We start from the raw sequence: 24150 nt of genomic DNA, 5'->3' as shown, positions 1-24150 counted from the left end.
GTCTAGGCGAACAGCTCCGCCCCCACGTAGGAGCCGGGCTTCACGCCCGGCGGGATCGCCCAGATGCCGGAGCCGACGTGTCGGATGTACTCGTTCATGAGGTCTGTCGAGAGCCGGCGCTGCAGCGAGATGAACTGGGCGGGATCTCGCTGATACGACAGGAAGAACAGTCCGGCATCGAGCCGGCCGAGCTCGTTGTTCCCGTCGACGTAGTTGTACCCGCGACGGAGGATGCGGATGCCGTCGTTCTGGTCGGGATGCGCGAGACGGACGTGGCTGTTCGCGTCGATCGACGCGCCGCCGAAGTCGGGGGCCGTGAACTCGTCGCCGCCCGAAAGCGGTGCACCCTTCCCCTTGTCCCTGCCGATGATCGTGTCCTGCTCGGCGAGGCGCACACGATCCCAGGTCTCGATGAGCATGGCGATCTTCCGTGCGACGAGATAGGACCCGCCGGCGAGCCAGGAGGGCTCGTCCTTCTTCGCCACCCAGACGTGGTCGTCGAGCGCGGCCGTGTCGTCGGCCAGGATGTTCGCCGTGCCGTCTTTGAAGCCGAACAGGTTCCGCGGCGTCGCCTGCCCCGATGTCGTGCGCGATGTCTTCCCGAATCCCAGCTGCGACCAGCGCAGGCGGGCACGTCCGAAGGCGATGCGGCTGAGGTTGCGGATCGCGTGCACGGCGACCTGCGGATCATCGGCGCAGGCCTGGATGCACAGGTCGCCGTGCGAGGCCTGCGGGTCGAGGTCGTCGCCGAGGAACGCCGGGAGGCGCTCCAACCCTGACGGACGGAGGGACGCGATCCCGTAACGGTCGCCGTCTTCGTTCTCGAAGAGGCCAGGCCCGAAGCCGAAGGTGATCGTGAGGTTCGCCGCCGGGAGACCCAGCGCCTCGCCGGTGTCGTCCGGCGGCGCCTCGGCCGGGCCGTTCACCGCCCCACTGGCGCTGACCTCCAGGCCCTGCGTCATGCGGGAGGCCGCATACGACCAGTCCTGCAAGAGGGAGATGAGATCGTCGCGGTCCGTGCGCGGCATCATGTCGAAGCTCGCGAAGTGCAGGTGCTCCTGTACAGAGGTCGTGATACCGGCCTGGTGCTCTCCGAAGAAATCGTGCGCGGTCTGGGCATCGGCCTGCGCTCCCGCGCGTCCGATCCCCACGCCCCCGGCGATGCCGGCCCCCGCACCGACCGCCAACCCGGCGACACCGCCGCCGATCGCGAGGCCCAGGAGCCCTCGCCTGCTCAGTCCCGAGGGAGCGGGGGCCGCGGCCGTGTCTTCCGTCGCCGGGTCGGCCGCGGCATCCGCTTCTCGTTCGTTCACGTCCGTGATGGTACCCGCTCAGCCGATCAGTCGAGGACCGTGCCGGTGAGCTGCGACAGCGGCTCGGCCAGCGCGTTGATCAGATCGGTGAACTCGCGCTTGTCGTCTTCGGTCAGCTCCGCGTATCCGACGAAACCGCCCGTGAGCGAACCGTGCACCGCGAGGGACCCCTCGAGAGCCGCATAGCCGGACTCGATCTCGGCGACGAGCGCTTCACCGTCATCACCCTGCGCGGTCGCGAAGTCCTGCACGAGCGAGAAGGCCATCTTGGAACCCTCGACGTTCGCAGCGAAGTCGGACAGGTCGGTACCCGACCACCAGTCCTCCTCGCCGGAGATCTTGCCGGTGGCGACCTCGTCGAGCAGAGCGATCGCCCCGTTCGAGATCCCGCCGATGCCCTGATCGTCCAGCGCGGTCGTGAAGTCGTCGGAGTGCACGTAGTCGTAGAGCTCCTGCACGTCGGCGAGCAGCAGAACACCGTAATCGGCGCGCTCCTCGGGCGTCGACGGCGCCCAGTCCTGCCAGGCCGGCGTCTCACCATCGGCGTTCAGCGCATCCTGAGCGGGCACCCACAGGTCTTTCTCGATGCGGTGGAATCCCGTCCAGTCCAGTCCCTCAGCGACGGCGTCGACCTCGCGGTAGTCGATGCGCGGGTCGAGGTCGCCCAGCGCCTCGGCGACCGGCTCGATGCGCTCGTAGTAGGCGCGGACCTGCGGGAAGAGCGTGCGGGCGGTCTCGTCGTCACCCGATTCGTAGGCGGCGACGAAGTCTTCGACCGCCGGGACGAGCTGTCCCACCTGATCCTTCACGAACGCCGCGTACAGGTCGACGGCCTTCTGCTTCTGGTCGGCATCCGGACCGTCGACCGCGACGCGGTCACCCGTCACGGTGAAGGCGCTCCTGCCGACGCCCTCGCCGATCATGCCCGGCTTGCACAGGGTGAAGTAGTCGCCGGGCTGGGCGACGACGGTCAGCGTGCGCGATGCCGCCGGTGCGATGTTCTCGACCTCGCCGACGATACGCAGCCCGTCCTCGGCCAGCAGGTAGAACTCGGAGACCTGATCGGTGTCGTTGGTCACGTCGAATGTGAGCGTGCCACTCTTCGCCGTCGCTGCCGAGACGGCGCAGTCGCTGTCCGTGGAGGACACGTCGAACGCCGCTGAGGCGCCGACGTCGCTCTTCGCGACGCATCCGCTCAGGACGAGTGCGGCCGCACCCGTGGCGGCTACCGCCCCGAGGATCCGGTGGAAGGTGGTCATGCTGCTCCTTGTCGTGAGTGAGATGTAGCGAGCTGCGGCTCGGTCGGAGCCTGCGGCTTCGACGGGCGGCGCGAGCGGAGTCCGCGGATGTAGAGCGATCCGACGATGAGGATGTAGACGGTCCAGGCGATCACCTGCAACCAGGTCATCGCGGGCATGAAGCCGACCGTGGCCTGCAGGATCGCGGCCAGCGGGCCGCCGGGGGCGATCGTCGCCGAGAGATCGAACGCCCAGCCGAACGGGAAGCCCGCCCAGCCGACGGCGACGCCGCCGGTGACGGCGTCGATGGGCGCGGCGGCGGTGAACGGCCCGGGAAGGGCGCCCGCCTCCTGCAGATCCATGAACGAGTAGGCGAGCACGCCGGCGGCCACGATCACGAGGAAGCCACCGGTCCATGCGAAGAAGCGACGGAGGTCGAGTCTCACCGCGCCGCGGGAGATCAACCAGCCGATGATCACCGCGGCGATCAGCCCGAGGAGGGCGCCGAGCAGGGCGGAGGGCGCGTCGCCGAACGACTGCACCATGGACCACAGCAGCAGTGTGGTCTCGATGCCTTCGCGGGCGACCGAGACGAAGCCGATCGCGATGAGCGCCCAGAGACCGCCGACGGTGAGCGCCCGATCGATTCCGCCTTCGAGCGTCGCCTTCATGGTGCGACCGGCGCGCTGCATCCAGAAGATCATCCAGGTCACCATGCCGACGGCGAGCAACGAGAGTCCGCCTCCGATCAGCTCCTGGGCGGCGAAGGTGAGCTCGTACGCACCGAACGTGAGGACGGCGCCGATGCCCAGGGCGAGGGCGATGGCGAGACCGACACCGGCCCAGAGCTTCGGCAGAGCATCCTGCCGGCCGAGTCGACGGAGGTAGGCCACGAGGATGCCGACGACGAGCGCGGCCTCGAGGCCCTCACGGAGGCCGATGAGAAAGGTTGCGAGCACGGAAGGAAGACTCTCTGGCGAAGACTGAGGTAAGGCATCCCTTACCCACGAGACTCTAGCACTGGGTAACGCGGCGCAACACACGCCCTCTCCCGGGCGAAGCCGACGTAGCCTCGGTCCATGGCTGAACTCTCGCTCCCCGTCCTCGACCTCTCCCAGCTCGACGAAGGCCCCGAAGCAGCGGCACGCTTCCGCGACGACCTACGGGCTGCCACGCATGACGTCGGCTTCTTCTACCTCACCGGCACGGGCATCTCCCCCGAGCTCGAAGCCCGTCTGCACCGCGCCGCACTCGACTTCTTCGCACTCCCCGAAGAGGACAAGCTCGCGATCGAGAACGTGAACAGCCCGCACTTCCGGGGCTACACGCGCATCGGCGGGGAGCGGACGCAGGGCAAGGTCGACTGGCGCGAGCAGATCGACATCGGGCCGGAGCGCGAGCCGGTCGAGGGCGGCCCCGCCTTCAACCGCCTCATCGGGCCCAACCTGTGGCCTGCGACTCAGCCGGAGCTGCAGGAGGTCGTCACCGAGTGGCACGACACGCTGACCGCGATCGCCCGCAAACTGCTGCGCACCTGGGCCGTGACCCTCGGAGCCGACGAGACCTACTTCGACGAGCCCTTCCGCGACCCGTCCACCCTGATCAAGATCGTCCGCTACCCGGGTTCCCACGAACCCGAGCCGCAGCAGGGCGTCGGCGCGCATAAGGACTCCGGTGTGCTCACGCTGCTCTGGGTCGAACCCGGGAAGGGCGGTCTGCAGGTCGAGCGCGATGGCGAATGGGTGTCGGCTCCTCCCGTCGATGGCGCCTTCGTCGTCAACATCGGAGAGCTGCTCGAATACGCCACCGGCGGCTACCTGAAGGCGACGAATCATCGGGTCATCTCGCCCCGAGCACCGGAGGAGCGCATCTCGATCCCGTTCTTCTTCAACCCCGCGCTCGACCAGCAGCTCCCCCTGCTCGAGCTCCCTGCCGACCTGGCCGCCGAGGCCACGGGCGTCACCGATGATCCGAGCAACCCGATTCACGCCACCTACGGCGAGAACGCCATGAAGTCACGCCTGCGCGCGCACCCGGATGTGGCGGCGATCCACCACCCCGATCTGGTAGGCGCCCCCGCCTGACATCGGATGAGCGGCGGTCGGCGCGCTCAGGGCATGCGTCCGCCGCTCAGTTCCACGATCTCGCGCAGGGCGCGCAGGTGGCCGGCGAACGCGTCAGCGCCCTCCGTGGTCGCGCGGACCCAGGTGCGCGGGCGGCTCCCGGCATGGACCTTCCGGGTGGCGACGTATCCGGAGTCCTGAAGGTGGGCGATCGCCTTGCTCAGCACGGAGTCACCTGCCTGGAGAATCGCGGCGAGAGTGGCGAAGTCCAGCTCGATGCTGTCGCCGAGCGCGGCCATCAGAGAGAAGCGCACCGGCGTCGAGAAACTGTCGTCCAGCCGTGTCCGCGGATGCGGGTCGCGCTCCGGTTCCGCGTGGTCACCCATCTCGGCCACCTCGGGCGGGAGAACCGACGAGCGACACCAGCACGGCGAGGACGACGACGATCGAGCCGAGGATCGTCGTGCTCCAGGGATTCACGAGGTCGGATCGATCGCCGATAGTCACGACGGCGGTGAGAAGGAGCCCGCCCAGGGCGAACATCGCGAACTGCGGCCAGCGCCATACTTCGCCCAGATGGACAGGACCCCAGTCGGTGCGGTTGCCGATGCTCATCACGATGATCGCGCCTCCGGCGAGGATCGCCAGCAGGTTCGACACGAGCAGATCAGCGGTACCCGCGACGATGATCAGCGCTCCGAGGAGCGCGCCCAGACCGATCGTGGTCCCTCTCGCGGGCCAGAGGAACGGCGGGCGCTCACGACGGACGCCGCGAGGCGCGTCTCGTCCGGCCCACAGCTGCCGGATGCCGAGCCCCATGAGGGCCGCCGTGCCTACCGCCGCAGGCAGCAGTACCGAAGCCAGCGGAAGCTGAGGCGCGACGAGGAACAGCACGAAACTGCTGAGCATGGCGATGACGGTGAAGACGATGACGACGATGTAGACCGTGCGGTTGCCGCGAAAGCGCCACTGCACTCCCCTGCTCTGCGCCGCCCCAGACAGGATCTGGGAGGCGGCGAGCATCGCGAAGAGCAGCAGGCTGACATGCGAGGCCCGACCGGATCGGATCAGGACGGCGCAGCAGGCGACGAAGAGCAGCATCACCAGGGCCTCGACGATCGTGATCCACCCCTGCCCGCGGAGGTCGACCTGGGAATCGCGTCGCTCGGTCACCGATTCGACCTCGTCGAGGTACAGTCGCGCCACTTCCGGCGTCGGCGGTTCGAGCGGCTGAACGCCCGGCATCGGTTTCTGGTCCATCAGGATCCCCTCCTGTTTCCATGTGGAAAGCCTCATTACTTTCCTACCGGAAAGTCAGGACGGGATCAACCCCGGACACGATGAAGGCCGCCCCACACCGTGGGGCGGCCTTCTCAAGAATGTTCTGCGCGATTGAACGCTGGGTTCGCTCTGCCTTATCGGCGAAGACCAAGACGCTCGATCAGCGAGCGGTAGCGCGCGATGTCGATGTCCTGGAGGTAGCCGAGCAGACGACGGCGCTGACCGACGAGCAGGAACAGGCCACGACGCGAGTGGTGGTCGTGCTTGTGCTCCTTGAGGTGCTCGGTGAGGTCCTTGATGCGCTGCGTCAGCATTGCGACCTGCACCTCGGGGGATCCGGTGTCACCGGGGTGCGTCGCGTACTCTTCGATGATCGCCTTCTTGACGTCTGCTTCCAGTGCCATAGATTCGATCCCCTTTCAGCTTGTTGCGCGGCGCCCGACGCCTGATGCGAGGGCTCTCTTTATCCGCGGCCGATCAAACGGCAACCTGAAGAGTCTACCAGCCGGCGACATGCTCCGGCGACAGCGGCCGGAGCGCCCCGCCCTCTGCGCTCGGCTAGTCTCGGAGGGTGCAGGACGGGGTCGTGAAGTGAGCGCAGCGCGCGGGCACCTGATCGACCTCACCCCGCTGAAGAGCAGCCCCGCCTTCGCCCGGATGTGGATCGGGTCCACGCTCGCCGGCATCGGCGGCCAGCTCACGATCGTCACGGTGATGCTGCACGTCTTCGCGCTCACCGAGAGCACGTTCGCGGTCTCGATGATCGCCGTCGCAGGACTTCTCCCGATGGTCCTCGCGGGCCTCTACGGAGGCATGCTCGCCGACGCCTTCGACCGCCGCCGAGTCGCACTCATCGCCGCCACGGTGACCTTCGCCTCCACGGCACTGCTCGCGACGCTGACGTGGACGGGCGGCGAGACGATCTGGTGGCTCTACGTGCTGAGCATCGTCAACTCGGCCGCGAACTCGGTCGGCATGGCCACCCGCACCGCCATCGTGCCGCGTCTCATCCCGCGTGACATGCTCGCCGCGGCATCCGCCCTCAACGGGGTGGCGTTCGGCGTCACGGTGATGGCCGGTCCCGCACTCGCCGGTCTGCTCGTCGCGCTCACCGGCTACGGCTGGACCTACACCATCGACGTCGTGCTGATGCTGTCGATGTTCCTCGGCCTGTGGACTCTGCCCGCGCTGCGCCCCGAGGGCGACATCGTCCGCCCCGGGCTGGCGTCGCTCGTCGACGGATGGCGGTTCCTGCGACGGGCGGGCAACATCCGCACGCAGTACATCATCGACATCATCGCGATGACGTTCGGGCAGCCGCTGGTGCTGTTCCCCGCGCTCGGCACCGTGATCCTGGGCGGTGGAGCGGTCACGACGGGAATCCTCACCGCCGCCGTCGCGGTGGGCACCTTCGCGTCGAGTCTGCTGTCGGGCCGCGTGGTGCACTACCGCTGGCACGGCCGCGGCATCGAGAGGGCCGTGGAGGCCTACGGCGCGTCGATCCTGCTGTTCGGCGTCGTCCTGCTCATCGGCGCCTTCTCGGGATCGGCGACCGAGGACTCCCCCGCTGTCGCGCTGATCGTCGCCGCGTGCGTCGCGCTCGCGCTCTCCGGCGCGTCCGACAACGTCAGCTCGATCTATCGCAACACGATGATGCAGGCGGCCGTGCCCGACACCATGCGCGGACGCCTGCAGGGCGTCTTCATCGTCGTGGTCACCGGCGGACCGCGCGTCGGCGCCCTGTACGCCGGCACGCTCGCGACCGTGACCGCGCTCTGGTTCCCGCCGCTCCTCGGCGGAATCCTCGTGATCGCGCTGGTGGCGCTGCTCGCGCGCCGGAACAGCCGCTTCCACGACTACGACGCAGAGAACCCCGAGCCGTGAGGCCCGGGGTTCTCGTGATGCGGTCCGACGTCGTCAGTCCTGCTGCAGGGCGCCCTGCAGGTCGAGGCTGATCGTGACGTCCTTGCCCACCAGCACGCCGCCGGTCTCGAGAGCGGCGTTCCAGGTGAGGCCGAAGTCCTCGCGGTTGATCACGGTCTTGGCGGACGCGCCCGCCTTGTAGTTGCCGTACGGGTCGGTGCCGAAGCCGCCGAAGTCGAGCTCGAAGCTGACCGGCTTGGTGACGCCGCGGATGGTGAGGTCTCCGTCGACGAACAGCTCGTCGCCCTTGACGTGCGCACCGGTGGAGACGAACTCCATGGTCGGGAAGTTCTCGGTGTCGAAGAAGTCACCCGAGCGCAGGTGCGCGTCGCGGCCCTCGTCGTTGGTGTCGATCGAGGTGACGTCGACCGAGGCCTCGACCTTGGCCTCGAGCGGGTTCTCTGGGGCGACGAGGGTGGCGTTCTTGACGCCGAACTTTCCGCGCACCTTCGAGATCATCATGTGACGGACGCTGAACGTCACCTCGCTGTGGGCGGGGTCGAGGACCCACGTGCCGGAACGGTAGCCGGGAATGTCGATGCTGGTCATGATTTCTCTCCTCGAGACGTCGGCCGCCGGAGCGGCGGAGGGACAGGGGCCGCGTTCGCGGCATCATGTGACCCAACTTGCATTCACGCGCATGTATTCCCCGGCGCGAGGATTTCTTTTCCCCACGCACAGACGCCTCGCTCCCGGAGGAGCGAGGCGTCTGCATCCGATAGGCGTCGATTCAGCCGACGGCGACGAGATCGATGATGAAGATCAGCGTCTTGCCGGAGAGGAAATGACCTCCGCCGGCCGGCCCGTATGCGAGGTGGGGCGGGATGACCAGCTCACGACGTCCGCCGACCTTCATGCCCGGGATGCCGTCCTGCCAGCCCTGGATCAGGCCGCGGAGGGGGAACTGGATGGTCTCGCCGCGTCCCCACGACGAGTCGAACTCCTCGCCGGAATCGAACTCCACGCCGGCGTAGTGGACGGTCACGGTGTCACCGGGCTTCGCCTCGGCGCCGTCGCCCTCGATGAGGTCGCGGATGACGAGTTCCGTGGGAGCGGTACCAGTGGGGGCGTCGAACTCAGGCTTTGTGCGATCAGTCATGCTTCCATCCAACCGGAGGCATGCGGACGGGTCAACGCGGCAGCACCTGCTCAGAGCGAACACTTCGACAAGCGGCTGATGACAGTGCAGAATCGCAACATGGAATCGATTTCGACGCCTCCGGGAGCCGCCGATTCCCACGCGCCTCCGCACGGCTCAGCCGCCGCGCACCAGCGTCCGCATCGGCTCCATGGCGTGCTGTTCCAGCCGATCGGCGACGAAGGCCGCGCCGCACTCGTCGAACGCCGTCTGGTCGATGCGATCACCCGCGGTCATCTCCGCGCCGGCGAGCGGCTCCCGTCGGAAGCGGAACTGGCGCGGAGTCTCGGGGTCGCACCGGTCACCGTGCGCGAAGCGCTGCTCGCCATGCGGGGGCGCGGCCTGGTCGTCACCCGGCGCGGACGCAACGGCGGCAGCTTCGTCGCCGCACATGCCGACCCGCTCTCGTTCGCACGGGAGGCCATCCGCCTGTCCTCCCGGGTCTCGCTCCGCGATCTCGGAGCCCATTACGCCGCGATCACCGGCGCCGGCGTGCGCCTGGCCGCCCGCCGAGCCGATCCGTCCGAAGCGCGGCAGGTCCGTCGACGGCTGGAACGCCTCGACGACCTCGACGGCGAATCGCAGCGTCGCCTGCTCGACGACGTGCAGATCGAGATCGTGGCGTTGAGCCAGTCCGCCCGGCTGACCCGCGAGCAGATGAAGCTCCAGGCCGAGTTCTCCCCCTATCTGCGGCTCGCCGCGCACACCTCCGACGATCACCGCAGGCAGGGGCAGCATCTCACGGCGGTCTGCGAAGCGGTGGAGGACGCGGATGCCGATGCCGCAGGGACCCGCACCGAGACGATGGTCGCCGAAGTCATCGATGCCCTGATCCAGACGCAGGCGGCAGCGAAGACCGACTGAGCCGCATGCAGGAAGACCCCGCCACCGATCCGGAGGAAGCGACGACGATGACAGCAGATGGAACGGTCCGCGCCGCCGCGGACATCGTGGCGGAGTACTTCTCCGGTCCGACGCGCAGTCTGCTCGAGTGGGTGGGTCCCTTCGCCGAGCGGATCGCCGCAGTCCGGAGATCCGAGGCTCTCACCAGCGGGCGCATCGACGCGCTTGTGGAGCCCCATGCGCTGGACACTCTGGAGACCACGGATGCTCCCGTCTACGGCGCCGGCTTCATCGCCGCGATCGATCTCCCCGCCGACGCCCGCAGTCACCTGGCGTGGTGGCAGGGCGAGGATCGTCGGCAGCTCGTGCTCGCCGCGCAGTCGCTGAACAAGGAGAACATCGATTACAGCGTGCTCGAGTGGTACCGCATACCGATGGCCACCGGCCGACCGCACATGGCCGGTCCCTACGTCGACTATCTCTGCAGCGACGAGTACACCATCACGATCGCCGTCCCGGCAGAGATCGACGGGGAGCGGATCGGTGTCGCGGGACTCGACATGCTCGTCTCGGAGGTCGAGCGGGATCTGCTTCCCCGTCTCGCAGAACTCGATCGCGAGATCACCGTCATCAACAGCATCGGCCGCATCGTGCTCTCGACCGATCCGCAGTGCGCGACCGGCGACGCCGTGCGCAGCACTCGTTGGGCGGAACTGCCCCGGTTCGCCTGCGCGGACGTCCCGCTCGAGGTCATCGTCGACGCGACGGCCAACTGACCCTTGACACCCCGCATGGCCGGGTGCACGCTGTTTACAGACCAACTCAGCGCCCGGGAGACATGCAGGCATCGCCGCAGCACCGGGCGCTGAGTCTTGCTCCGGGGGTCTCTACGAGACGTTCTCCGCATAGTCGACCAGGAGCGCGGCGATCTCCTGCGGATGACTCAGCATCGCGCAGTGTCCACCGGGAACCTCGTCCGCGACGATCCCGAGACGCTGCTGAGCGAGATCGCGGAGGAAGTCCGCGGGGAAGAAGCGGTCGTCGGCGCACACGATGAACCGCGTCGGCACGGTCGGCCACTCGGCGAGCGGCCAGGGTGCCGACATCGCCGCCTGCGACGGATGCGCGCGCTCCTTGCTCAGCGCCGCAGACGCCAGTTCGCGCGGGACGCCGTTGTAGAAGCTCACGTACGGGTCGTCGTTGCCCGTCAGCCCTCCGTCGCGCCCCGACTGCTCTTCGACCGCCGCCCCGTAGCCGGTGTCGTCCCACCACAGCTCGGGTGGCTCACCGGGCGCGGGGATCATCCCGGCCAGCAGCACGAGGACATCGGCGGAGAGCCTCTCCGCGACGAGAGGAGCCGTGAAGCCTCCGAACGAGTGCCCGACGACGACGACGTCCTTCCGGTCGCCGACAGCCGCCACGACGGCATCCGCGTAGTCCTCGAGCGTCAGGGAGTCATCGTCCGCCGGAAGGTCGGGGGCGATCGCCTCATGCCCCTTCGTCTCGAGCTCGGCAGCGACGAGATGCCAGGACCAGCCGACGTCCCCGCCGCCGTGGATCAGCGCGAAGGTGCTCATCCCGAACCGCCTCTCTCCCGCCAGCACACCTGCGAACCTCAATAGGCGAGCAGCGCCGCCCTCGTCGCCCGCGTGCGGATGAGCAGCGCCCTCTCGTCTTCGGCCGCGAGCGGATCCCGTCCGGTGATCGCCCGCTGGCGCACCGATGCCAGCGCCGTCGCATCCTTGATGAACTCCCGCATGAGCGGGCGCCGGTCTCCGCGCAGCTGCGCCGCCCAGGCGAGTCCCACCTTGCGTCCGGCCGGAGTCGCGAGCATCGTGACCTCTTCGGGCGTGAACCAGCCCGCGGCCGCGTACTCGCCGAGACGCGATCTCGTGAGACGTGACTCCTCGCGCCGGAGCATGATGATCCCGAAGATGAAGCCGAGGAAGAGCGGCACCTGGAGCGTGAAGTACAGCCCGAAGAAGTCGGCGAACGTCGCGGAGCCGTTCCACAGGGCGTGCAGCACGATCGCGCCGAGCATCCCGAGGAGGCCTACGCCCAGGGCTGCGCCCGCCGACGCGTGACGACGCGCGGCGAGACCGATCGCGAAGCCGGTCAGCGAGGTGAACATCGCGTGCGCGAAGGGTGAGAGCAGGGCGCGCACCACGAACGTGACGGTGAGCTGCTCGCCCCCGCCTTCGATGAGGCTGATCGCGAAGTACTGGATGTTCTCGGTGAAGGCGAACCCGGCGCCGACCAGAGCACCGTAGACGACCCCGTCGACGGGGCCGTCGAAGGCGCGGCGCGCCACGAGGAAGATCAGGAAGACTCCGAAGCCCTTCCAGAACTCCTCCACGATCGGCGCCTGCACCACCGCCGAGAACGTGTCGCCGCGCGGACCGACGAGCAGCGTGAGCCCGAGATCGACGAGGAGGGTCAGCCCGATCGCCGCGATGGCTCCCCAGGCGATCGCGAAGAACACGAGACGCTTCGGCTCGGGCTCCCAGCGGTCGATGATGCGCACCCCGAGGAAGACGATCGTGAGCGGGATGAGAGCGAGCACGAGGCCGATCACCGACGCCGCCGGACCGAGCGCCCACCCGAAGTACCCGATCAGCGCGAGGAGCAGGAAGCCCAGGAACGCGAAGAGCCAGAGCGAGACGGTGCGTCCCTTCCGCGTCGGCACCGGCAGCGCGGGCAGCGACGGCGCCGGCGAGGGGGCGACGGGCGCGGGTGGCGTGTACGGGGTGGGCTGCGCGAGAGCCGATGCGTATCCGGGCTGGGCCGAGAACTGCGGCGGCGTGTACGGCGACTGCGCGTACTGCGGCGCGGAGTACTGCGGCGCGTTCGCCGGCTGCGCAGGCGGCGGCGTATAGGGCGACGGCTGCTGCGGCTGGGGAGGTCCTCCGAGACTCATAGCAGAAGCTTATGGGGCACAAGGGTCATCGCTCTGTTCTGGTGAAGACCTCCAGGCGGCGATCCCCCACCACCCGGTAGCGTAGAAGCATGCGGTTCGCTCATCTGCGCCGTCCTGACTCCCCTCTCGCGGTTCTCGCCGTGGTGCAGGATTCGGACGCCATCCTCGTCTCTGACCTCCTCAACGATGCTCCTGCGACCCTGCAGAAGCTCATCGAGAGAGGTGACGGGGTGCTCGACGAACTGCGCGCCGCCCTCGCCGAGGGCACTGCGCCGCGGCATCCGCTCGGCGACTGGACGTTCGATTCCGCCGTGCTCGCTCCCCCGGCGGTGCTGGCCGTCGGCCTGAACTACGCCGCGCACTCCAGTGAGCTCGGGCTCAAGACCGACTCCGCGCCGACCGTGTTCACGCTGTGGCCGAACTCGTTGAACGGGCACGAGCAGATCACGTCGTGGACGCGCGCGCTCAGCGAGGCGGTCGACTACGAGGCGGAGCTCGGCGTGATCATGGGCACCCCGGCGAAAGACGTGAGCGAGGCCGACGCGCTCTCGCATGTCTGGGGCTACACGGTGGTCAACGACATCACCGCCCGCAACATCCAGTTCTCCGAGGCGCAGTGGTCCCGGTGCAAGTCCTTCGACGGGTTCACGCCCACCGGCCCGTTCGCGGTCACGGCCGATGAGGTCGCCGATCCCCAGGACCTGCACATCTGGGCCGTCGTCGACGGTCACACCGTGCAGGATGCGAGCACCGGACAGATGGTCCGCTCCGTGGCGAAGCTGATCGCGCACCTGTCGCAGTCGGTCACCCTCCTGCCCGGCACGCTGATCTCCACCGGCAGCCCCGGCGGCGCTGGGTACTCGCGCGACCCGCAGATCTTCCTCCGCGATCACTCGACGGTGACCGTCGGGATCGACGGGCTCGGCGAGCTCACCACCTACTGCCGCATCACCGGCTGACCGTTCGCACGAGACGGAGAAGGGGACGGATGCGACTCGCATCCGTCCCCTTCTCGTTCGGTCCTCAGATCTCGACGAGATCCTCCGGCGTGATCACGGGGATCGCCGCCGTGATGGCCTCCAGCCCGGAGAGACGCGCCGGCGACAGCTGCTTGGTGACCTCGTCGCGCGACATGAGGCCCGCCTCGACGACCAGGTCGGCCACGTTGCGGTTCGTGAGCAGCGCCGTCTTCGCGAGCGCCGCAGCCGCCGCGTAACCGATGAACGGCGTGAGGGCGGTGATGACGCCGACCGAGGCGCCGACCATCGCGCCCAGACGGTCGCGGTTCGCGGTGATGCCGTCGACGCAGTTGACGCGCAGCGTCCACATCGCCTGGCGCATCCAGGTGATGGACTGGAAGATCGAGTGCGCGATCACGGGCTCGAAGGCATTCAGCTGCAGCTGCCCCGCCTCGGCCGCCATCGTGACGGTCATGTCGGCGCCGGCGACGGCGAACGCGACCTGATTCACGACCTCGGGGATCACCGGGTTGACCTTGCCGGGCATGATGCTCGAACCGGCCTGCATCGCGGGGAGGTTGATCTCGCCGAAGCCCGCCTGCGGTCCGGACGAGAGCAGACGGAGGTCGTTGCAGATCTTCGACAGCTTCATCGCGTTGCGCTTGAGCGTCGACGAGAACGACATGAAGGACCCGGTGTCGCTGGTCGCCTCCACGAGGTCGGCCGACGTCTTCAGGTCGAGCGACGTGATCTCGCGCAGGTGCTTGAGCACGGCCGGCGCGTAGTCCGGGTGCGTGGTGATGCCGGTGCCGATCGCCGTCGCGCCCATGTTGATCTCGAACATCAGCGAGGCGTTCTCGGTCAGGCGGGTGTGGTCGAAGCCGAGCGTGGACGCGAAGCCGTGGAACTCCTGCCCGAGCGTCATCGGGACCGCGTCCTGCAGCTGCGTGCGGCCGACCTTGAGCACGTCGTGGAACTCGCGGGACTTCGCGAGGAACGACAGGCGCAGCAGGTCGAGCTCCTCGAGCAGTGAGCGGAGCGTCAGCGAGAGGCCGATCTTCACGGCCGTGGGGTACACGTCGTTCGTCGACTGGCTGCGGTTGGTGTGGTCGATCGGCGACAGGAAGGCGTAGTCGCCCTTCTCGCGTCCGGCCATCTCGAGCGCGATGTTGGTGATGACCTCGTTCGCGTTCATGTTGGTCGAGGTGCCGGCACCACCCTGGATGACGCCGACCGTGAACTGCTCGTGGAACTCGCCGTCGATCACGCGCTGGGCTGCCCGGTCGATGAGATCCGCGCGCTCCGGGTCGAGGACGCCGATCTGACGGTTGGCTCGGGCGCTGGCCTGCTTGACCATCGCGAGCGCGATCACGAGATCGGGATAGACCGAGATCGGGCGTTTGGTGATCGGGAAGTTCGCATCGGCGCGGGCGGTGTGGATCCCCCAGTACGCGTCGACGGGAATCTCCATGCTCCCGAGGGAATCGGTCTCGGTGCGGGTCAGGGCAGGCGCGGCAGAAGCCATGTCACATCCTTGTGGGTCGTGGCGGGTGGGTGTGTGGGGGATGCCACCAGTCTACGCGGCTCACCGTCCGGGTTTCCGGGAGAAGGCTTCGAGCCGCCCTTCCGGAGTGAGGCTCGCCATGTGTTCCAGCCACGTCTCGGAGAAGTAGTCCCCGGTCGTGGCGTCGGTCACCGGGACGACCGAGTGCGTGATCGTGTCGGGGTGCACGTGCACGAGCTGGAACGCCTGCGCGGCATCCATCCCGTTGACCTCGGCGGCCGGGCGCGCGACGTTCATCGTGTAGCAGGTCGCCGAGGACACGCTCACCGGCACCCCGGCGAACGTCCCGTGCGAGGAGTAGTGCAGATGGCCGGCGAGGATGCCGCGCACATCGCTGCCGCGGATGACCTCGGCGAGCTCGTCCTGGTGCCGCAGCTCGAGGATGTCGAACAGAGGAACGTGACTCGGCAGCGGCGGGTGGTGCATCGCCAGCAGGGTGCCGTGGGGCGCCGGCTGCGACAGGACCTCGGCGAGCCAGCCGAGCTGCGCCGCGTCGAGGTCGCCGTGGTGCCAGCCGGGAACGCTGGTGTCGAGGGCGACGACCCGCAGACCGTCGAGATCCCACACTCCGGTGACCGGTTCCTCGGTCGGCGCCAGATCGAGCAGATCCCGGCGCAGCGCCGGGCGCTCGTCGTGGTTGCCGGCGACCCAGATGATCGGGGCGCCCAGCTCCGCTGCGACGGGCTCGACGGCGGCTCGCAGACGGCGGTACGCCTCCGGCTCCCCCAGGTCGGCGAGGTCACCCGTGATGACGATGCCCGCGGGGTTCCGATGCACCGAGCGGATCGCCGCGAGCGTCCGCGCGAGGGTGGCCTCCACGTCGTACCGTCCGCCGAGGCGGGCGCCTCCGGCGAGGAAGTGCGGGTCGCTGACGTGGATCAGGACGTGGGACGCGGGCCGGTGCCGGCCGAAGGCGTATGCGGTGCCGTTAACTGCGGACATGGCATCAGCCTATGCTCCCCCACCGACTACTGCGGGTGTAGTGATCAAGTTAGGATGCCGACATGGCCAAGAACGACAGCAGACGACGGACCATCGCGGATGCCGGCTTGGCGGTGCTCGCGCGGGACGGATCGCGAGGGTTGACCCATCGCGCCGTCGACGTCGCGGCCGGCGTGCCCACCGGGACCACCTCGAACTACTTCCGCAGCCGCGATGCTCTCGTCGCCGGACTCGTCGACCGCATCGGGGAACGGCTCGCCCCGACGCCCGATGACCTCGCGCGGCGCGCGAGCGGCGCCCCCGGTCCCGCCCTGTTCGCCGACTACATCCGCGACATCGTGCGTCGCCTCAGCGACGACCGCGACGTCACACTCGCCCTGTTCGAGCTGCGTCTGGAGAGCAGCCGCCGCCCCGAGGTCGCCGCCGTGCTCGGAGCCTGGCAGCGCGCGGGATTCGACGGCGACGTCGAATTCAACATCGCGGCCGGACTGCCGGGCGGACGCCGCGAGATCGCGCTGTTCCACTACGCGATCGACGGTCTCCTGCTCGACCGGCTCACGTCTCCGATCGATCCGGACACGCCGACCGACGACATCATCGACGACCTCGTGGCCGGGCTGCTGCGCTGAGCCCGTCGCCCTGAGGCCGGTCCCCCGTCCTGAGGTCAGTGCCCCAGGACGATGATCAGGATGCCGGCGATCACCGCTGCTGCACACAGCACGAAGCAGCCATACGCCCCCACCAGCGCGAGCGACTTCTGTCCCTCGGTCAGCGGGCTCTTCTTGGCTGCCTTCGCCGCCTGCTTCGCTGCCCGCTTCAGCTCCTTCTCGGAGATGACGGTGATCGCATCCGTGAACTCCGCCGGGCTCACCACGGGAGCGCGTCCGCTGCGAACCAGCAGACGCAGACCGAGGGCATAGAAGGTGACGATCGCGGTCGCGCCGACGAGTGCCGCGGCGAACACCTGCAGGAACGCGAGCCAATCGATGGAAACGGTCATGCGGAGTCTCCGTCCCGGCTCGCGTCGACGGGCTTCGCCGACTTCCCGGACTTGCCGGACTTCGACGCGGCCTTCGCCTCGGCCTTCTTCTTCGCCTGGGCCTTGGCCTCGGCCTTCGCCTTCTCCTTCGCCTCGGCTCGCGCCTTCGCCTCCGCCTTGGCCTGCTCGATGCGCTGCTGACGACGCGTCGGCGGCGGCGTGTCGGGAAGCTCGATCGCGAGACCGGACTCTGCGACGTCGCTCATCGCGTTCGCGTGGGTGACCGCGTTGCGTCGCGAGCGCAGGAACAGCGCCAGGATGATCACCACGGCGATGACGGCATCGATCGCGACGCCCCAGTTGCCGAGCCACACCACGAGGAGGGCAGCCAGCGCGCCCACGCCTCCGGCGGCGGGCAACGTGAGGAGCCAGCCGATGCCGATCCGTCCCGCGGTCCGCCAGCGGACGGTCGATCCACGGCGGCCGAGTCCGGAGCCGATGACCGAGCCCGAGGCGACCTGCGTGGTCGAGAGCGCGAAACCCAGGGCGCTCGACGCGAGGATGGTGGCCGCGGTGGAGCTCTCGGCGGCGAAGCCCTGCGCCGGCTTCACGTCGGTCAGCCCCTTGCCGAGCGTGCGGATGATGCGCCAGCCGCCGAGGTAGGTGCCGAGCGCGATCGTGAAGGCGCAGGCGATGATGACCCACAGCTCGGGCTCGTGGTGCGCGCCGGATTGCCAGCCGATCGTGATCATCGCCAGGGTGATGACACCCATGGTCTTCTGCGCATCGTTGGTGCCGTGCGCGAGGGCCACGAGCGACGACGTGAAGATCTGGCCCCAGCGGAAGCCGTCGCGGCCGTCGGGCTTGCCGTCGTAGCGGCGGGTGATCGAGTAGGCGATCTTCGTCGCGGCGAAGGCGATGATCCCGGCCGTGACCGGCGCGATCAGCGCGGGCAGCACGATCTTCGAGAGGACCATCCCGAAGTCGATGCCCCCGAGTCCGGCGCCGACGAGCGTGGCGCCGATCAGCCCGCCGAAGAGCGCGTGCGACGAGCTCGACGGCAGACCGAGGAGCCAGGTCAGCATGTTCCAGGTGATCGCGCCGATGAGTCCGGCGAAGATCAGCGAGAGGAAGAGATCGGTGCCCGCGGCGATGATCGCGTCCTCTTTGATGATGCCCCCGGAGATCGTCTTCGAGACCTCCGTCGAGAGGAATGCGCCGACGAGGTTGAGGGCGGCCGCCAGGAGCACGGCGGTCTTGGGCTTCAGCGCGCCGGTGGCGATGGGAGTCGCCATCGCGTTCGCGGTGTCGTGAAACCCGTTCGTGAAGTCGAAGAACAGTGCCAGCGCGATGACAAGCACGACGATGAGGGCTGCGGTTTCCACCGTTCGCTTTCGGTCGTTGAGGAGGAAGGAGGTGTCGACGTGATCGACGTGACGAACGAAGAGTTCACCGTGGGTTTTTCTTCCGTTAACCGGCCCCGTTGAATCCTCCCACCCTGTCCCGCGCCGGTCAACTCGACCTGGGATAGCGTGGGACGGTGACCGATGCCCCTACCGCAGACCGCCGCTCGACCACCCGCACGCACCACGGAGACACGTTCGACGATCCGTACGAGTGGCTGCGGGCGAAGGATTCCGCCGAGGTCATCGAGCATCTCGAGGCGGAGAACGCCTACACCGAGGAGCGGACCGCGCACCTCGAGGGACTGCGCGAGACCCTCTTCCAGGAGATCAAGGGCAGAGTCCAGGAGACCGATCTCTCCGTGCCGACCCGACGCGGCGACTGGTGGTACTACAGCCGTACCGAGGAGGGTGCGCAGTACGGCATCCACTGCCGCGCCGCGGCTGCGCCCAACGATTGGACTCCCCCGCGCCTCGAGCCCGGCGTACCCGTACCCGGAGAGGTCGTCCTTCTCGACGGCAACGCCGAGGCGGAGGGGCATGAGTTCTTCTCCCTCGGAGCTTTCGACACCTCGGACGACGCCACGAAGCTGCTGTGGTCCACCGACTTCGAAGGCGATGAGCTCTACACGGTGCGAGTCCGTGACCTCACGACGGGCACGAACCTCGAGGACGAGATCCCGAACACCGGCGGCGCGTTCTTCACGCCCGACGGGACCGGGATCCTCTACACGACCCGCGACGAGGCCTGGCGGCCCGACACCCTCTGGCTGCATCGCCTCGGCACCCCCGTCGCCGACGACGTCACGCTGTTCCACGAACCCGACGAGAAGTTCTGGCTCGGCGCCGGCATCACCCGCAGTCGTCGATACCTCGTGATCGGCGTCGGCTCCAGCATCACCAGCGAGGAGCACCTGGTCGATCTGACCGGCGATATCACCGCCGACCCGCGCGTCGTGTGGCCCCGACGCGAGGGCGTCGAGTACTCGCTCGAGCACGCCGTCGTGGACGGCGAGGATCGCCTCCTGATCCTGCACAACGACGACGCGCTCGATTTCGCGCTCGTGTCGGTGGCGGCATCCGACCCGCAGGGGGAACGCCGGGTCATCCTGGCGCACGAGCCAGGGCGGCGCCTTCTGGGAACGGATGCGTTCCGCGACTTCGCGACCGTCGAGTACCGCAGCGAGGGACTCGAGCGCGTCGGCCTGCTCGACTACGCCACGGATGCCGTGGAGGAGATCTCGTTCGACGAGCCGCTGTACTCCGCGGGGGTCAGCGGCAACCCTGAGTGGCACTCGCCCTACCTGCGCCTGGGGTACACGTCGTTCGTGACGCCCGGGACGGTGTACGAGCTCGACCTCGCCTCACGGGAGCTGCTGCTGCGCAAGCAGGTCGCCGTCCTCGGCGGCTACGACCCGAAGGAGTACGGTCAGCGGCGGGACTGGGCGACCGCATCCGACGGAACGCAGGTGCCGATCTCGCTCGTCTGGAAGCGCTCGTTCGGCGACCCTGGCGCGGATCCGCGACCGGTGCACCTCTACGGCTACGGCTCCTACGAGCACTCGATCGACCCCGGCTTCTCCGTCGCGCGACTGTCGGAGCTGGACCGCGGCGTCGTCTTCGCGGTCGCGCACGTGCGGGGCGGCGGCGAGATGGGGCGCCAGTGGTACGAGGACGGCAAGCTGCTGCACAAGCGCAACACCTTCACCGACTTCGTCGCGTGCGGCGAGCATCTGGTCTCGTCCGGTGTCACGACGCCGGAGCGGATGGTCGCGGAGGGCGGGAGTGCCGGAGGGCTGCTCATGGGCGCGGTCGCGAACCTGGCGCCGGAGCTGTTCGCCGGCATCCTCGCGGCGGTGCCGTTCGTCGACGCACTGACGACGATCCTCGACCCCTCCCTCCCGCTGACCGTGGTCGAGTGGGACGAGTGGGGCGACCCGCTGCACGACGCCGATGTCTACGCGTACATGAAGTCGTACACGCCGTACGAGAACGTGCGCGAAGGCGTCGCGTACCCGCGCATCCTCGCCGTGACCTCGCTCAACGACAGCCGGGTGCTGTACGTGGAGCCCGCGAAATGGATCGCCCGACTCCGCGAGGCCGGGGCGTCTGACGTGCTCCTGAAGTGCGAGATGGTCGCCGGGCACGGTGGCGTCAGCGGACGCTACAACTCCTGGAGGGAGCGCGCGTTCGAACTCGCCTGGCTCCTCGACACCCTCGGCCTCGCGGAGGCGTGAGCCGTCGCCCGCGGACTCAGCCGAAGAGCGCTGCGGCCTCGTCGTAGCGGTAGCGGGGCACGGTGTTGAGCTCACCGAGCGCATCGGCGAACGGAACGCGCACGATGTCGGTACCGTGCATGGCCACCATCTGGCCCCAGGAGCCCTCCACGATCGCGTCGGCCGCGTGCAGCCCGAGGCGCGTCGCGAGAACGCGGTCGAAGGCCGACGGCGAACCGCCGCGCTGGATGTGGCCGAGGATCGTGGCCCGCGTCTCGATGCCCGTGATGCGCTCGATCGCGGGGGCGATCTGATCGCCGATCCCGCCCAGTCGCGGTCGGTTGAACGCGTCGAGGCCCTTGTCGCTGTATGCCTCGTCCATGCCGAGGAGCTTGAAGCCCTCGGAGACCACGACCAGTGGTGCGCGACCGCGATCATGGGCGCTCGTGACGAGGGCCGTGATGTCCTCGATCGACATGGGCACCTCGGGGATGCAGATGACGTGCGCGCCCGCGGCCATGCCGGCGTGCAGCGCGATCCAGCCCACGTGACGGCCCATGACCTCGGCGACCATGCAGCGCTGGTGCGAATCGCCGGTGGTGCGCAGCCGGTCCATGGCGTCGGTGGCGATGTTCACGGCCGTGTCGAAGCCGAACGAGTAGTCCGTGGCCTGGAGGTCGTTGTCGATGGTCTTGGGGACGCCGATCACCTTGATGCCGTCCTTGGACAGCCGGTCGGCGGCGGCGAGCGTGCCTTCGCCGCCGATCGCGATGATGCCGTCGATCTTGTGCCCGTAGAGGGTCTTGGCGATGTTCTCCGCTCCCCCGCGCTCGCCTTCGTAGGGGTTGGTGCGGCTGGTTCCGAGGATCGTTCCGCCGACCTTCGACAGCCCCTTCACCTCGTGCCGGGTGAGCGGCATGAAGTCTCCGTCGACGAGGCCGCGCCATCCGTCGCGGATGCCGACGAACTCCAGATCGTACGTGGTGGTGCCCTTGAGCACGATGCCGCGGATGACCGCGTTGAGGCCGGGGCAGTCGCCGCCGCTCGTCAGGATGCCGATCTTCATGCTGGTGCCTTCAGACGTTCGGTGAAAGGGGGAAAGGCGACGCTGCCTGCGATCGACACTAGTGCCCCGGCGCGGTCAGGCGCCATTCGGCGGAGGTGAAAACCCGCGATCTTGACACGCTTGAGACCCGGCACGTGAGATCTTCACGACATATGCTGATTCACGCCCGAAAACGACGTTAAGAACAACGGTTCTTGACGCCTACGCGGCTCCGAGCGCCTGTCGCAGGAGATGCATGAGCGCCCCCAGCTGCACCGGCTCCGCGGCGGTCTCATCGATCGCCTCGCCGTCGAGAGCACGAGCCGCGAGACCCTGCTTCTGGTCGATGAGCTCGGCGATCTTCGTGTCGATCGTGTGAGCGGCGATGATGCGCCACGCCGTGACCGGCTCGTCCTGACCGATGCGGTGCACCCGGTCGATCGCCTGCGTCTGCTCCGCGGCCGTCCACGACAGCTCGGCGAGCACGACGTTCGACGCCGCCTGCATGTTCAGTCCGACGCCTGCCGCGGTGAGCGAGCAGACCGCGATGCCGACCTCGGGATCGCCGTTGAAGTCGTCGATCGCCTGCTGGCGCACCGTCGACGTCTGGTCTCCTCGGATCGAGACCGAGCGGATGCCGACCGACGCGAAGTGCGCCTCCGCCTGATCCATCACATCGATGTGCTTGGCGAAGAACACGACCTTGCCGACCGACCGCTGCAGCTGCGCGGCGTAGTCGGCGGCGAGCTGTGCCTTGGCCTGGCCGATCCGGCGGACCATGGTGAAGACGTTGTCTCCTCCGGTGCCGGCGGCCTTGGACTCCTCGAGCTCGTTCTGCGCGACCAGGCGCACGATGTCGTCGTCGATCTCGCCTGGTGCGAGGCCGCGGTCGCCCCGGGCCTCGATGATGCGGCGGTACCGTGCGGCGAGCCGCTCCCCCAGTTCGCGCTCGGCCTGACGGATGCTGCGCCCGAACTCGTCGTCGAGCTGCACCGGAAGATCGGCGATGAGCTTGTCCGGGAGGTCGGCCGCGACGTCCTTCTTCTTGCGGCGGACGATGCCCATGGAGATCACGGCATCCCGCGCCTCCGGGTAGAACGCCTTGTCCGCGGGGGTGAACCCGGTGGCGTCGAGCTTCTCCATCAATTCGGGGCCGGGCTTCTCGCCGGTCGTCCAGCCGAGGAAGCGCCAGATCGCGTCGAAGTCCTCGACGTCGTTGATCAGCGGCGTGCCGGTGAGGGCGAGCATCAGCGGGTCGCCGCCCGGTGTGCGCTCCCGCACGCGGGAGGCGAGCGACAGCACGTTCTGCGACCGCTGCGAGGACAGGTTCTTGATGAAGTGCGCCTCGTCGACGACCATGCCGCGGAGTCCGATCGAGCCGAGCCAGGAGAGGTGACGGTCGAGGATCTCGTAGTTGACGATGAAGATGTCGGCGAAGGCGTCGATGTCGGTGCCGTCGCCCTGGATGACCGTGGCACGGCGCTGTGGAGTCCACCGCTCCACCTCGCGGGCCCAGTTCATCTTCACGACGTTCGGCACGACGGCGAGCAGCGGGTAGGCTCCGGCGACCGATGCGGCGAGCAGGGACTGCGCCGTCTTGCCCAGGCCGGGCTCGTCGGCCAGCAGGAAGCTGCGGTGACCGGCGCGCACGGCTTCGAGGAAGCGGGACTGGTGCACCATGACCTCGAGGCCCTTGGGCGAGAGGTGATCGTACTCGGGGGCGGGAGGCAGCTCCATCGAGGCGGCGGATCCGCCGGCGCCCGTCTCGAACGCCTTGTACAGCGGGCCCATCAGCTCCCAGCCGTCCAGCCGGCGACGCGGCGTCACGGTGCTGCGCGGCGTCAGATCCGGGGCGAGGAAGGGGTTGGCCAGCTGGCGCGACTCGACCGACGGCGGGGTGACCTGCCGCTCGGCGATGGCTGCGGGAACCGACGAGATCTGCACCGGGGCGGCGTCGGCGATGATGAGCTCTTCCGGGGCGAGTTCGGCACCGGATTCGAGAAGCCAGTCGCGACGCATGCGCTTGGCCACCGGCGACGTCGCCTGGTCGGCTTCGAGCAGCTGGATCAGCGACGTGTCGCGGGCCGCGGTCTTCGCGAGGATGGTCGCGACGCCGTCGAGGCGCTTGAGCAGCTCGGCGCGTGCGGGGTCGCCGATCTCGGCATCCGCCTTCACCCTGGCGCGCTCCTCGCGCACCAGGAAGGCGATCACCTGGAACTTGACCCGATTCGTCGGGCCGAGCTTCCCCCGCTGCGACTTCGCCTCGATCTCGCGCACCTTGCGCGCGAGGATCGGGATGAGGGGGGCCTCGTCGTCTCGACGGGAC

Annotated in this window: 23 protein-coding genes; 7 read left to right on the top strand and 16 right to left on the bottom strand. The window is 68.6% G+C overall.

The genetic code is table 11. The features are described 5' to 3' along the window. Nucleotides 1-2: 2 nt before the first annotated feature. From efeB to efeU, 3 genes are read right to left on the bottom strand one after another with little or no spacing between them, the layout of a single operon-like run. The gene (gene efeB, locus DW306_RS19375) at nucleotides 3-1313 is read right to left on the bottom strand and encodes an iron uptake transporter deferrochelatase/peroxidase subunit (protein WP_136057211.1); all 1311 of its coding nucleotides are present in this window, start codon (nucleotides 1311-1313) and stop codon (nucleotides 3-5) included. A 26-nt stretch (nucleotides 1314-1339) separates the two neighbouring features. After that, on the bottom strand, nucleotides 1340-2572 hold the full coding sequence (gene efeO, locus DW306_RS19370) for an iron uptake system protein EfeO (protein WP_136057210.1): 1233 nt from the start codon (nucleotides 2570-2572) through the stop codon (nucleotides 1340-1342). Further along, nucleotides 2569-3510, bottom strand: a complete 942-nt coding sequence (gene efeU / locus DW306_RS19365; RefSeq protein ID WP_136057209.1) for an iron uptake transporter permease EfeU — start codon at nucleotides 3508-3510, stop codon at nucleotides 2569-2571. The genes efeO and efeU overlap by 4 nt, the downstream gene beginning before the upstream one ends. A gap of 120 nt (nucleotides 3511-3630) precedes the next feature. Between efeU and DW306_RS19360 the strand changes: the two genes are divergently transcribed. Next, on the top strand, nucleotides 3631-4635 hold the full coding sequence (locus DW306_RS19360; protein WP_136057208.1) for a 2-oxoglutarate and iron-dependent oxygenase domain-containing protein: 1005 nt from the start codon (nucleotides 3631-3633) through the stop codon (nucleotides 4633-4635). Between the two features lie 26 nt (nucleotides 4636-4661). On the opposite strand, the gene DW306_RS19355 is transcribed toward DW306_RS19360, so the two are convergent. The 3 genes from DW306_RS19355 to rpsO all read right to left on the bottom strand — a co-directional run bounded on the left by DW306_RS19355 (nucleotide 4662) and on the right by rpsO (nucleotide 6299). Continuing rightward, nucleotides 4662-5000, bottom strand: coding sequence for a transcriptional regulator (locus DW306_RS19355; RefSeq protein ID WP_136057207.1), 339 nt, complete (start codon nucleotides 4998-5000; stop codon nucleotides 4662-4664). Beyond that, entirely contained in the window at nucleotides 4993-5874 is an 882-nt protein-coding gene (locus DW306_RS19350; RefSeq protein WP_136057206.1) for a hypothetical protein, read from the bottom strand. Before DW306_RS19350 ends, DW306_RS19355 begins: the two co-directional genes overlap by 8 nt. Before the next feature lie 155 nt (nucleotides 5875-6029). Next, nucleotides 6030-6299 (bottom strand): 30S ribosomal protein S15, encoded by a 270-nt coding sequence (gene rpsO / locus DW306_RS19345; protein WP_017830938.1) that lies wholly within the window; start codon nucleotides 6297-6299, stop codon nucleotides 6030-6032. Nucleotides 6300-6486: 187 nt separating this feature from the next. Between rpsO and DW306_RS19340 the strand changes: the two genes are divergently transcribed. Then, entirely contained in the window at nucleotides 6487-7779 is a 1293-nt protein-coding gene (locus DW306_RS19340; RefSeq protein ID WP_136057205.1) for an MFS transporter, read from the top strand. 33 nt (nucleotides 7780-7812) lie between these two features. On the opposite strand, the gene DW306_RS19335 is transcribed toward DW306_RS19340, so the two are convergent. Continuing rightward, the gene (locus DW306_RS19335) at nucleotides 7813-8367 is read right to left on the bottom strand and encodes a YceI family protein (protein ID WP_136057204.1); all 555 of its coding nucleotides are present in this window, start codon (nucleotides 8365-8367) and stop codon (nucleotides 7813-7815) included. A gap of 181 nt (nucleotides 8368-8548) precedes the next feature. Next, the gene (locus tag DW306_RS19330) at nucleotides 8549-8917 is read right to left on the bottom strand and encodes an FKBP-type peptidyl-prolyl cis-trans isomerase (RefSeq protein ID WP_136057203.1); all 369 of its coding nucleotides are present in this window, start codon (nucleotides 8915-8917) and stop codon (nucleotides 8549-8551) included. 99 nt (nucleotides 8918-9016) lie between these two features. On the opposite strand from DW306_RS19330, the gene DW306_RS19325 reads away from it, so the two are divergent. Both DW306_RS19325 and DW306_RS19320 read left to right on the top strand, forming a co-directional pair. Beyond that, the gene (locus DW306_RS19325) at nucleotides 9017-9820 is read left to right on the top strand and encodes a GntR family transcriptional regulator (protein WP_136057202.1); all 804 of its coding nucleotides are present in this window, start codon (nucleotides 9017-9019) and stop codon (nucleotides 9818-9820) included. A gap of 47 nt (nucleotides 9821-9867) precedes the next feature. Further along, on the top strand, nucleotides 9868-10575 hold the full coding sequence (locus DW306_RS19320; protein WP_136057201.1) for a cache domain-containing protein: 708 nt from the start codon (nucleotides 9868-9870) through the stop codon (nucleotides 10573-10575). 111 nt (nucleotides 10576-10686) lie between these two features. Here DW306_RS19320 and DW306_RS19315 read toward each other — a convergent pair whose 3' ends face one another. Together DW306_RS19315 and DW306_RS19310 are read right to left on the bottom strand one after the other, a co-directional pair. Beyond that, the gene (locus tag DW306_RS19315; RefSeq protein ID WP_136057200.1) at nucleotides 10687-11376 is read right to left on the bottom strand and encodes an alpha/beta hydrolase; all 690 of its coding nucleotides are present in this window, start codon (nucleotides 11374-11376) and stop codon (nucleotides 10687-10689) included. Nucleotides 11377-11414: 38 nt separating this feature from the next. Continuing rightward, on the bottom strand, nucleotides 11415-12716 hold the full coding sequence (locus tag DW306_RS19310; protein ID WP_136057199.1) for a PrsW family intramembrane metalloprotease: 1302 nt from the start codon (nucleotides 12714-12716) through the stop codon (nucleotides 11415-11417). Nucleotides 12717-12805: 89 nt separating this feature from the next. On the opposite strand from DW306_RS19310, the gene DW306_RS19305 reads away from it, so the two are divergent. Then, nucleotides 12806-13675, top strand: coding sequence for a fumarylacetoacetate hydrolase family protein (locus DW306_RS19305; RefSeq protein WP_136057198.1), 870 nt, complete (start codon nucleotides 12806-12808; stop codon nucleotides 13673-13675). 64 nt (nucleotides 13676-13739) lie between these two features. Here DW306_RS19305 and DW306_RS19300 read toward each other — a convergent pair whose 3' ends face one another. Continuing rightward, a complete protein-coding gene (locus DW306_RS19300; RefSeq protein WP_136057197.1) occupies nucleotides 13740-15200 on the bottom strand; it encodes an aspartate ammonia-lyase in 1461 nt (486 codons plus the stop codon). A 60-nt stretch (nucleotides 15201-15260) separates the two neighbouring features. Next, complete coding sequence (locus DW306_RS19295; protein WP_136057196.1) at nucleotides 15261-16181, bottom strand: metallophosphoesterase; 921 nt, start codon at nucleotides 16179-16181, stop codon at nucleotides 15261-15263. Between the two features lie 62 nt (nucleotides 16182-16243). Between DW306_RS19295 and DW306_RS19290 the strand changes: the two genes are divergently transcribed. Continuing rightward, the gene (locus tag DW306_RS19290; RefSeq protein ID WP_136057195.1) at nucleotides 16244-16810 is read left to right on the top strand and encodes a TetR/AcrR family transcriptional regulator; all 567 of its coding nucleotides are present in this window, start codon (nucleotides 16244-16246) and stop codon (nucleotides 16808-16810) included. Between the two features lie 35 nt (nucleotides 16811-16845). Here the strand turns inward: DW306_RS19290 and DW306_RS19285 are convergent, their stop codons facing one another. Then, a complete protein-coding gene (locus DW306_RS19285; protein WP_136057194.1) occupies nucleotides 16846-17181 on the bottom strand; it encodes a peptidase in 336 nt (111 codons plus the stop codon). Further along, nucleotides 17178-18545, bottom strand: coding sequence for an inorganic phosphate transporter (locus DW306_RS19280; RefSeq protein WP_136057193.1), 1368 nt, complete (start codon nucleotides 18543-18545; stop codon nucleotides 17178-17180). The genes DW306_RS19285 and DW306_RS19280 overlap by 4 nt, the downstream gene beginning before the upstream one ends. Before the next feature lie 155 nt (nucleotides 18546-18700). Here DW306_RS19280 and DW306_RS19275 point away from each other — a divergent pair, with 155 nt between their 5' ends. Then, nucleotides 18701-20800 (top strand): S9 family peptidase, encoded by a 2100-nt coding sequence (locus DW306_RS19275; protein WP_136057192.1) that lies wholly within the window; start codon nucleotides 18701-18703, stop codon nucleotides 20798-20800. 16 nt (nucleotides 20801-20816) lie between these two features. On the opposite strand, the gene DW306_RS19270 is transcribed toward DW306_RS19275, so the two are convergent. Together DW306_RS19270 and DW306_RS19265 are read right to left on the bottom strand one after the other, a co-directional pair. Then, a complete protein-coding gene (locus tag DW306_RS19270) occupies nucleotides 20817-21845 on the bottom strand; it encodes a 6-phosphofructokinase (RefSeq protein WP_136057191.1) in 1029 nt (342 codons plus the stop codon). 201 nt (nucleotides 21846-22046) lie between these two features. Further along, on the bottom strand, nucleotides 22047-24150 hold a 2104-nt coding region (locus DW306_RS19265), incomplete at its 5' end, for a DEAD/DEAH box helicase (RefSeq protein ID WP_136057190.1).

The sequence above is a fragment of the Microbacterium sp. K24 genome (assembly GCF_004794465.1).
Lineage (GTDB): Bacteria > Actinomycetota > Actinomycetes > Actinomycetales > Microbacteriaceae > Microbacterium.
Note: the sequence above shows the minus strand (reverse complement) of the source record. Positions and strands in the feature narration are given on the sequence as shown.